The organism is Kitasatospora sp. NPDC057542 (genome assembly GCF_042801945.1).
Taxonomy (GTDB): domain Bacteria; phylum Actinomycetota; class Actinomycetes; order Streptomycetales; family Streptomycetaceae; genus Kitasatospora.
The window spans coordinates 1-2,306 of record NZ_JBHVFE010000757.1 but is presented as its reverse complement, the minus strand read 5'-3'; the positions used below and the strand labels follow the sequence as shown (position 1 = coordinate 2,306).

Annotated in this window: 3 protein-coding genes; 2 read left to right on the top strand and 1 reads right to left on the bottom strand. The window is 67.2% G+C overall.

Annotation, left to right across the window (positions count from 1 at the left end; all coding sequences use genetic code 11):
- Nucleotides 1-44 precede the first annotated feature (44 nt).
- A complete protein-coding gene (locus ACFU7Y_RS43150) occupies nucleotides 45-239 on the bottom strand; it encodes a hypothetical protein (protein ID WP_224284789.1) in 195 nt (64 codons plus the stop codon).
- A gap of 349 nt (nucleotides 240-588) precedes the next feature.
- On the opposite strand from ACFU7Y_RS43150, the gene ftsE reads away from it, so the two are divergent.
- On the top strand, nucleotides 589-1,278 hold the full coding sequence (gene ftsE, locus ACFU7Y_RS43145) for a cell division ATP-binding protein FtsE (RefSeq protein WP_030059730.1): 690 nt from the start codon (nucleotides 589-591) through the stop codon (nucleotides 1,276-1,278).
- 78 nt (nucleotides 1,279-1,356) lie between these two features.
- Nucleotides 1,357-2,268, top strand: a complete 912-nt coding sequence (gene ftsX, locus ACFU7Y_RS43140) for a permease-like cell division protein FtsX (protein ID WP_224284790.1) — start codon at nucleotides 1,357-1,359, stop codon at nucleotides 2,266-2,268.
- The last annotated feature ends 38 nt before the right edge of the window (nucleotides 2,269-2,306 follow it).

Genomic DNA, 2,306 nt, shown 5'->3' with positions numbered 1-2,306 from the left:
CGACCGCAGCGGTCGGGGCCCTTCTGCGTACGTCTCGTGGGTGGTCAGGCCAGGGCCTGCCGGGCGATCAGCGCCACCGCGAGCAGCCCGGCCAGCAGGGCCAGCAGCGTCGCGGGGGAGAGCGCGGCGAACGGCCCCTGCTGCTCCTGCATCCGGGCCCGGTTGGCCCGGCAGACCGGGCAACGCCCGTCGCTGACGCGGCCGTTGCAGTTGGCGCACACCAGATGGTCGCAGGTCATGCGATCTCCTCCTCGCTGCTACAACCAACGCGCTGGACGGGGCTTTGGTTCCATGTACTGCCCTGTACGGGGGAGCGACCGGAAACGGCCGCCACCTCCACTCTGCCAGGTTCCGGCGGTTCCGGCTCCCGGGCTGTGAGATGCCTCGCAATATTCTGGGCATAAGCGGACATTCTCCCCCACGGTTCGGCCGTTGTCGCGGGCGGTCCCTGCGGGCCGGTCGCCGACTCGCGTATGGTCCGAGTCCGGGAGCGGCCCTCTGCGCTCCTTTCGCCCGCCCCCGGACCGGGCCTCCGGGGCGGACCGACCGAGGAATGGCGCCGCCTAGGATGGCCTCCGTGATGCAGCCGTGATCAGATTCGACAACGTCTCCAAGACCTATCCCAAGCAGAACCGTCCCGCCCTGGACAACGTCTCGCTGGAGATCGAGAAGGGTGAGTTCGTCTTCCTGGTCGGCTCGTCCGGCTCGGGGAAGTCCACCTTCCTGCGCCTGTGCCTGCGCGAGGAGCGCCCCAGTACGGGTGCGGTGCACGTGCTGGGCAAGGACCTCGGCAAGCTGTCCAACTGGAAGGTGCCGCACATGCGCCGCCAGCTGGGCACCGTCTTCCAGGACTTCCGCCTGCTGCCGAACAAGACGGTCGCGCAGAACGTCGCCTTCGCCCTTGAGGTGATCGGCAAGCCCAAGAGCGCCATCAACAAGGTGGTGCCCGAGGTGCTGGAGCTGGTCGGCCTCGGCGGCAAGGAGGACCGCATGCCGGGCGAGCTGTCCGGTGGTGAGCAGCAGCGCGTGGCGATCGCGCGCGCCTTCGTGAACCGTCCGATGCTGCTCATCGCGGACGAGCCCACCGGCAACCTCGACCCGCAGAACTCGGTCGGCATCATGAAGCTGCTCGACCGCATCAACCGCACCGGCACCACGGTGCTGATGGCCACCCACGACCAGGCCATCGTCGACCAGATGCGCAAGCGCGTCATCGAGCTCGACAAGGGGTTGCTCGTCCGCGACCAGGCCCGCGGCGTCTACGGGTACCAGCACTGACCGACCAGCGCTGCCCGTAGGGCCGTCGGCCCGAACCGCCAGACCCAGAGCAGTACCGACCCTGGAGTTGTTTCCCGCATGCGTGCCCAGTTCGTCCTGTCGGAGATCGGTGTGGGTCTCCGACGCAACCTGACCATGACCATCGCGGTCGTGGTCAGCGTCGCGCTCTCCCTCGCCCTCGCCGGTTCCTCGCTCCTGGTCCGTGACCAGGTGAACTCCATGAAGGGGTACTGGTACGACAAGGTCGAGGTGAGCATCTACTTCTGCACCAAGGCGGACGCCCGCAACTCGCCCCAGTGCGACAAGGGTGCGGCCACCGACCAGCAGGTCCAGGACATCAAGGACCAGCTGGACAAGATGACCTCGGTGGTCCAGTCGTCCACCTACGAGAGTTCGGCCGACGCGTACAAGCACTGGAAGGAGATGAACCCGGACAACCCGCTCATCTCCGTCCTGGGCCCGGACGCCATGCCGCAGTCCTGGCGGGTCAAGCTCAACGACCCGACCAAGTACGACGTGATCCAGAGCGCCTTCGCCGGCAAGCCCGGCGTCAAGTCGGTCGAGGACCAGCGGAAGATCCTGGAGAACCTGTTCGGCCTGCTCAACGGCCTCCAGACGGCGGCCTTCGTCATCATGGTGCTGATGCTCTTCGTCGCCCTGCTGCTGATCGTCAACACCGTCCGGGTGTCGGCGTACAGCCGACGGCGTGAAACCGGCATCATGCGCCTGGTCGGTGCCTCGAACTTCTACGTCCAGATGCCCTTCATCGCCGAGGCGGCCTTCTCGGCGCTGCTCGGCGCGATGATGGCTTCCGGGCTGCTGATCGGCGGGCACTTCTTCGTCCAGAACTGGCTGGCCGACCGGGTGCAGTTCATCCACTTCATCGGGCTCGGCTCGGTGCTCGCGGTGATACCTCTGCTGATCGTGGTGGGTATGGCCATGGCCGGCATCGCGGCCTTCTTCACGCTGCGCAAGTACCTCAAGGTCTGATTCCCGGACGCCCCGGCGGCCCCGGACGGCACTGCGCC

Coding starts and splice junctions, on each gene's coding strand:
- ACFU7Y_RS43150 (WP_224284789.1), bottom strand. CDS start 239: ATGACCTGCGACCATCTGGTGTGCGCCAACTGCAACGGCCGCGTCAGC.
- ftsX (WP_224284790.1), top strand. CDS start 1,357: ATGCGTGCCCAGTTCGTCCTGTCGGAGATCGGTGTGGGTCTCCGACGC.